Source organism: uncultured Bradyrhizobium sp. (assembly GCF_947648125.1).
In the GTDB taxonomy this organism is placed as follows: Bacteria; Pseudomonadota; Alphaproteobacteria; order Rhizobiales; family Xanthobacteraceae; genus Bradyrhizobium.
On the sequence record NZ_CANSMR010000050.1, the window covers coordinates 24,539 to 30,593 of the forward strand.

At 65.3% G+C, this 6,055-nt stretch carries 8 protein-coding genes; 2 read left to right on the forward strand and 6 right to left on the reverse strand.

Annotated features, from left to right (window positions below):
- Positions 1-54: 54 nt before the first annotated feature.
- Positions 55-777, reverse strand: a complete 723-nt coding sequence (aqpZ, locus tag Q0030_RS39195; protein ID WP_298380089.1) for an aquaporin Z — start codon at positions 775-777, stop codon at positions 55-57.
- A gap of 264 nt (positions 778-1,041) precedes the next feature.
- Here aqpZ and rpsU point away from each other — a divergent pair, with 264 nt between their 5' ends.
- Both rpsU and Q0030_RS39205 read left to right on the forward strand, forming a co-directional pair.
- Complete coding sequence (gene rpsU / locus Q0030_RS39200) at positions 1,042-1,338, forward strand: 30S ribosomal protein S21 (RefSeq protein WP_021078544.1); 297 nt, start codon at positions 1,042-1,044, stop codon at positions 1,336-1,338.
- Positions 1,339-1,451: 113 nt separating this feature from the next.
- Positions 1,452-2,111 carry a tetratricopeptide repeat protein gene (locus Q0030_RS39205; protein WP_298380092.1) on the forward strand — a complete coding sequence of 220 codons (660 nt, stop codon included), beginning with the start codon at positions 1,452-1,454 and terminating at the stop codon, positions 2,109-2,111.
- A gap of 172 nt (positions 2,112-2,283) precedes the next feature.
- On the opposite strand, the gene Q0030_RS39210 is transcribed toward Q0030_RS39205, so the two are convergent.
- From Q0030_RS39210 to Q0030_RS39230, 5 genes are all read right to left on the reverse strand, one after another.
- Entirely contained in the window at positions 2,284-3,177 is an 894-nt protein-coding gene (locus tag Q0030_RS39210) for a hypothetical protein (protein WP_298380094.1), read from the reverse strand.
- Positions 3,178-3,441: 264 nt separating this feature from the next.
- The gene (locus tag Q0030_RS39215) at positions 3,442-3,726 is read right to left on the reverse strand and encodes a cupin domain-containing protein (protein ID WP_092123500.1); all 285 of its coding nucleotides are present in this window, start codon (positions 3,724-3,726) and stop codon (positions 3,442-3,444) included.
- 120 nt (positions 3,727-3,846) lie between these two features.
- Positions 3,847-4,944, reverse strand: a complete 1,098-nt coding sequence (locus tag Q0030_RS39220) for an ionic transporter y4hA (protein ID WP_298380099.1) — start codon at positions 4,942-4,944, stop codon at positions 3,847-3,849.
- A gap of 54 nt (positions 4,945-4,998) precedes the next feature.
- Positions 4,999-5,817 (reverse strand): alpha/beta hydrolase, encoded by an 819-nt coding sequence (locus Q0030_RS39225; RefSeq protein ID WP_298380102.1) that lies wholly within the window; start codon positions 5,815-5,817, stop codon positions 4,999-5,001.
- 13 nt (positions 5,818-5,830) lie between these two features.
- On the reverse strand, positions 5,831-6,001 hold the full coding sequence (locus Q0030_RS39230; RefSeq protein WP_298380104.1) for a hypothetical protein: 171 nt from the start codon (positions 5,999-6,001) through the stop codon (positions 5,831-5,833).
- Positions 6,002-6,055 lie beyond the last annotated feature (54 nt).

The window sequence follows — 6,055 nt, forward strand, 5'->3', positions numbered from 1 at the left end:
CGTCCACCCCGCATCTAATGCGGGGCAGGCTTCGCTCGAAAACGCTTTCGCCGATCACGCGGTCTTGACGCCGGCGACGATGCCTTCCGGCTCATCGCTGAGCCAGCGATAGATCACGCCGCCGAGCGCGCCGCCGATCAGGGGCGCGACCCAGAACATCCAGAGCTGCCCGAGCGCCCAACCGCCGACGAACAGTGCCGGCCCGGTGCTGCGCGCCGGATTCACCGAGGTGTTGGTGACGGGAATGCTGACGAGATGGATCATCACCAGCGCGAGGCCGATGGCGAGCGGGGCGAAGCCGGCGGGCGCCTTGCCATGGGTCGATCCCATGATGATGAACAGGAACATCATGGTCATCACAACCTCGGTGATGAAGCACACGACCGTGCTGTAGTGGCCCGGTGAGTGCGCGTCATAGCCGTTGGAGGCGAAGCCCTTGCTGACATCGAAGCCGGGTGCGCCGCTGGCGATCACATAGAGCAGCCAGGCCGCGATGATCGCACCGGCGACCTGCGCGATGATGTAAGGCAGCACCTGGCCGCCGGGGAAACGCCCGCCGGCGGCGAGCCCGACCGTCACGGCCGGGTTAAGATGGCAACCCGAGATATGGCCGATCGCATAGGCCATGGTCACCACACTCAGCCCGAACGCCAATGACACGCCGACCAGCCCGATCCCGACCTGCGGAAAGCCCGCCGCGATCACCGCGCTGCCGCAGCCCGCGAATGTGAGCCAGAACGTACCGATCAGTTCGGCCGCGTATTTCTTCATGTCCATGTCGGATCTCCCCTATTTCCAATGTCCGGGTTATCGAAAACTCCGGGAGCGGCCCCGATACCGGCGCCAAATCACCCAAATCAGGGCCGCACAAAGGCATTTTCGCCCCATTTCGTGGCTTTACTAGGCCCGAAAGTCACTCGACCGGTGGACATCTGCGCGTTTGTCTGATACATGCGCGCGCCTAGGGTTAAGAGGCAGGCCTTTTGCCGCCCCTTTACCTCGCCAGAATTCCGAACCGATCAATTCAAAAGAGGATGCCGCGTGCAGGTTCTCGTCCGCGATAACAATGTCGACCAAGCCCTGAAGGCGCTGAAGAAGAAGATGCAGCGCGAGGGCATTTTCCGCGAGATGAAGCTCCGCGGTCACTACGAAAAGCCCTCTGAGAAGAAGGCTCGCGAAAAGGCCGAAGCCGTGCGCCGTGCACGCAAGCTGGCGCGCAAGAAGCTGCAGCGCGAAGGCCTGCTGCCGATGAAGCCGAAGCCGGTGTTCGGCGCTGGTCCCGGTGGCGACCGTGGCGGCCGTCCCGGTGGTGCAGGCGCTGGTCGCGGACCCCGCTGAACCGTTTTGCCGATATCGAAGTCTAACAGCGCGGGCCACGGGCCCGCGTTGTTGTTTTGAAGCAAGCCGTGTTCCGGGGTACCCATGCAAGACGACCGGCAAGAGCATTTTGCATGATGGCCGTTCCGGCGCCCCGCTCCCCGCTCCCAGAAGCTGCGCACCGCCGGCGTGCGGCGCACCTCGTCATCATGGCGGTGGTTCTCGGCCTGCCGCTCGGGGGCTGCTCCTTCGACCTGGGATCATGGGGCTCGGACGACAAGCCGAAACAGGCTGCCGCTGCCGACAAGCCTGCCGCCGACACTATCACTCCACAGGACATCAACAGCGCCAAGGATCACGCCACGCGCGGCCAGGTGCTGGCGCATTCCGGCAAGGTCGATGAGGCACAGGCGGAGTTCGAGCAGGCGCTGACCGCCGACCCTTACAACATCCAGGCGCTGTACGGCCGCGGCCTGATCTATCAGGGCCGCGGACAACATCAGCAGGCGATCGACGATTTCACGGCGGCGAGCGGGCTGTCGCCGCAGAAGGCCGAGCCGCTGGTCGGCCGCGCCACCAGCTACCTTGCGCTCGACAAGGCCAAGCAGGCCGCGTCCGACCTCGACGAGGCCGTGCAGGCCGATCCCAACAACGTTGCGGCGTGGAGCGCGCGCGGCCAGGCCTATGAGCGGCTCGGCGACAAGGCCAAGGCGGCGGCGTCCTACAATCGCGTGCTCGCGCTGCGGCCGAATGACGGAAGCGCGCGCAGCGGGCTGGCGCGCACCGGCGGCTAGAGCCTCGGTTCTGATCAAATCAGAACCGAAGCTCTGGATTCTTGTTTTGACGCGTTTTCTTCACGCGAACCGGCGTCCACTTCGCTCGAAAAACGCTCTGGGCGCTTTCGAACGAGCGGTTACCGATCCGCTCGAACACGATGCGTCGAGAACGGGAGATCCGTGCTGCGGGTTACTTCGGCAGGACGGCGTGGAACATCGACTTCATGCCGGAGAACATGTCGTCGGTCACCGACGTGCGCTCGTTCTTCGGCGCCGGCATGGCGGCGTCGGCGCGCAGGTCGAGCGGGGCCTGCAACACCGGGACCGGAATGTCGGCCGGCGGCGTCAGCCGATTCGCATCCTGGGCATTGGCGGCGTAGGGCGGGCGCGGCTGCGCGGATTGATCGGCATTGTCGGTGGACGGGTTCGACACCATGATCGGCGGCGGCAACGGCCGGATCGCCGGGGCTGCCGCCGGACGCTGCTGGTCAGGCAGGCGGGCGAGATCAGTGCTGCGAGCGTCCTGGGAGCGCACGGCGTCCTGGGACCGCGCAGCGTCCTGCGGACGCTCCTTGCGCAGCCGCTCGATGGCGGCACGTGCAAGATCGTTGGCGTCGCGGGCTTCCTCCGGCGTGACGGCGGACTCGACCGGCGCGGCGGCGGGCGCAGCCTTCGCGACCGCCTTCGGCGCCGCCGGATGATGGCGCTGGTCGGTCGGGATGCTGGCCGTCTCGGCCGGCGCATCGGCCTTTGCGTCGGCAGGCTTGGTGTCGGCGGATTTGGGGTCGGCGGGCTTCTCAGTGACGGTGGCCTTCTCCGACGCCGACCGCTCGATCAGGGTGCGCTCGGACATGCCCTTGGCCTTCACGCCGGCTTCCGGGAGGCTGCTGACCACGGTGGACTTTTCGGCGGGCTTGGCGGCGGCTTTCGGATCTGCCTTGGGATCCACGACGGCGGTGACGGCTGCGGCGTCCGGCGCTTGCGGCTTGGCCACGATGTAGTGATTGACGATGTACGCCCCGATGATGGTCGCTGCCACCGAGGGTAAGATGTCCATCACGAATTTCTTCAGGTAACTCAGCATGACCTGCCACTCCCCACCCCGTTATTTCATGCTGGAACTTTGAGGCACATTCAGGGATCAACTGCGACGGATCGGTGGCAAACCCCCGTTCCGACGTCACCTTTGGTGTCACTTTGGTTTCAGCCGGAGGCGCCCCCTGCGTAGGCCGCATCCGCCTTCTAGATCATCGTGCAGCCGTTAACGGGTTATGAATTTCCACAGCCGCGCGGACTCGGAGCTGCCATTCGGCGCGCGCAGGGTTCCTTGCAGCGTTGCTGCGCCGCGTCAGGGCTTGAGCTCGACCTCGAGGAACACGATCTCGCTGGCCGTCTCGTTAAGCACGTCGTGCTGGACCCCGGCCTTGCGGAAATAGGACCTGCCGGCTCCGAGCTGCGCCTTCGAGCGCTCGCCGTTCGGCGCCACGATCGTCATCTCACCTGCCGTGATCGGAACGATGACGTAGTCCATCTCATGGGTGTGGTGGCCGGTGGCGCTGCCCGGCGCGAGCCGCCATTCGGTCACGCGGACCTCCGCCGTATCCACCTGCACATCCGATTTGGCGCTGAGCATCGTCACTTCACTTCTCCACGAAAGCGTTTTCAAGCGAAGTGGATACCGGTTCGCGTGAAGAAAACGCGTCAAAACTAGAATCTAGAGCCCCGTTCCGACTCAATCGGAACGGTAAAGGCTCTAAGGCACGAATACCATGAACACGAACACCGCGAACACCACCATGTGAACCAGCCCGAACAGGATGTTGGTGCGGCCGGTTCCGAAGGTGAGCATGCTGACCATGAACGTGAGCAGCAGGATCAGCATATGCTGGTTGCTGAGCCCGAGCACCAGCTGCTTGTCGAGCACAGAGGCAGCAACGGCGACTGCGGGAACCGTGAGCCCGATGGTCGCGATCGACGAGCCGAGCGCGAGGTTGATGCTCTTCTGCAGGTCGTTCTTGCGCGCCGCCGACACCGCGGCAACGCTTTCCGGCAGCAGGATCAGGGCCGCCACCACCAGACCGGCAAAGGCCGGCGGCGCGCCGATCTTGACGGTGACGACATCGACCACCAGCGAGAATTTCTTGGCCAGCAGCACCACCGCCAGCAGCGAAACCAGCAGCAGGGCGACGCTGATTGCCGTCATACGGTCAGACATCACCTCGCCATGCGCCGCCGCCTCATTGGCGCCGCTGACGAAATAATCGCGGTGGCGGATGGTCTGGGTGTAGAGGAACACTGCATAAAGCAGCAAGGTCACGACGCTGATCACAGCGAGCTGGACCGTGGAATAGATCGGGCCCGGCGCGGTGAGCGTGAAATTCGGCATGTCCAGCGTGATGGTCGCGAGCACGAACAGCACGCTAAGGTAAAGGTTGGCGCCGGTGATCTGGAAATCCTGCTCGCGATAGCGGATGCCGCCGATGAAGATGCAGAGCCCGACCAGGCCGTTGCAGACGATCATCACCACCGCAAACACGGTGTCACGCGCGAGCGTCGGCGCCGGCGTGTCGCCCAGCATGATGGTCGAGATCAGCGCCACCTCGATCACCGTCACGGCCAGCGTCAGGAGCAGCGTGCCGAACGGCTCGCCGATCCGCTCGGCAATCATCTCGGCATGGTGGACGGCCGCAAACACGGTGCCGAACAGAATCACCAGCAGCACGGCCGCGAACACCCAGCCCCCGGCCGACGGCGCGAAGCTGTAGCCGGAGGCCGAGACCGCGGCAAACAACAGGACCGCCAGAACGGGATACAGCCAGGCCGACCGTGGCATCGGTCCGTGTGCGCTCATTATGGGGTCCCCTCACTTCGATGGCCCCGATTATGCGACAGACAATCGCCGCCGTCAGCCTCTTGCGGCGTCGATAAACCGCCTCGCGGTGTCCATCGCGCCGAAATCGTCGAGATCGTCGTGCCCGCCGCCGGGCAGGCGCACGAACTGCTTGGACTCATGGGCGAGGCCGAACAGCCGCTCGCCGAAGCGGATCGGGATCACCGGATCGTTGGTGCCGTGCATGATCAGGAGCGGCGCCGTGACGCCGGCGATTCGCCGATCGGAGTGGAATTGATCCCGCATCAGCAGGCTGACCGGCACATACCAGAAGTGTGCGCCGGCAACGTCGACCGTCGAGGTATAGGGCGCCTCCAGGATCAGCCTGCCGACCGGATGCTCCGCGGCGAGCGCGACCGCAACGCCGGTGCCGAGGGAGAATCCCCAGACCACGATCTGCGCGGCGCGGTAGCGTGCGGTTGTGAACGCGTAGGCGGCTGCAGCGTCCTGCAGCAGCCCCTGCTCGCTCGGAGATCCGCTCGAGCCGGCGTAGCCCCGGTAGGACAGCGCCACCAGCCCGGTACCGTCGGCCGTGATGCCCTTGAAGCGCGCCACGCGGCCAGCCAGGAAATCGCCATTGCCGGGAAAGAACAGCACGACGGGCCGGCCCGGCTTCGCGGGCACATGCCAGACGATGACCTTCTCGCCGTCGGCTGTGGTGAGGACATGCTCTTCCGCTTCGGGAAGGCCGGCGGCTGCGGGCGCCGTCCGCCCGACCGGCGGGATCGGAAACAGCAATTCGCGCTGCTTGACGTACAGCACCGCGAGTCCGCCGAGATAGACGACGGCCGCAACGATCACGAGCCATTTCAGGATTGCGAGTGCCAGCGTCATCACCGTGCCGCGGCTATGTCTTGCCGCGGAGCTTGAGCAGCTTCTCGACATCAGCCTTGATGCCCTCGGGGACCGGCCGGCACGCGCACGCCAACGCACGCGCGACATGCCACTTGATGCGCTGCTCGCGCGTGGCCCGAGGCGGCATGCGATGCTGTCGATGCCACTCCCGGTTCAGCGCCATTCGCCGCCTGCCCTACATCGCCTTGACGATGTTCTCGGTGACCTTCTTGGCGTC

What these genes read in the sequence shown, in the direction of transcription:
- Q0030_RS39210 (WP_298380094.1), bottom strand. Translation starts at nt 3,177, where the DNA reads ATGCTGAGTTACCTGAAGAAATTCGTGATGGACATCTTACCCTCGGTG.
- aqpZ (WP_298380089.1), bottom strand. Translation starts at nt 777, where the DNA reads ATGGACATGAAGAAATACGCGGCCGAACTGATCGGTACGTTCTGGCTC.
- Q0030_RS39220 (WP_298380099.1), bottom strand. Translation starts at nt 4,944, where the DNA reads ATGAGCGCACACGGACCGATGCCACGGTCGGCCTGGCTGTATCCCGTT.
- Q0030_RS39225 (WP_298380102.1), bottom strand. Translation starts at nt 5,817, where the DNA reads ATGACGCTGGCACTCGCAATCCTGAAATGGCTCGTGATCGTTGCGGCC.
- Q0030_RS39205 (WP_298380092.1), top strand. Translation starts at nt 1,452, where the DNA reads ATGATGGCCGTTCCGGCGCCCCGCTCCCCGCTCCCAGAAGCTGCGCAC.
- Q0030_RS39215 (WP_092123500.1), bottom strand. Translation starts at nt 3,726, where the DNA reads ATGCTCAGCGCCAAATCGGATGTGCAGGTGGATACGGCGGAGGTCCGC.
- Q0030_RS39230 (WP_298380104.1), bottom strand. Translation starts at nt 6,001, where the DNA reads ATGGCGCTGAACCGGGAGTGGCATCGACAGCATCGCATGCCGCCTCGG.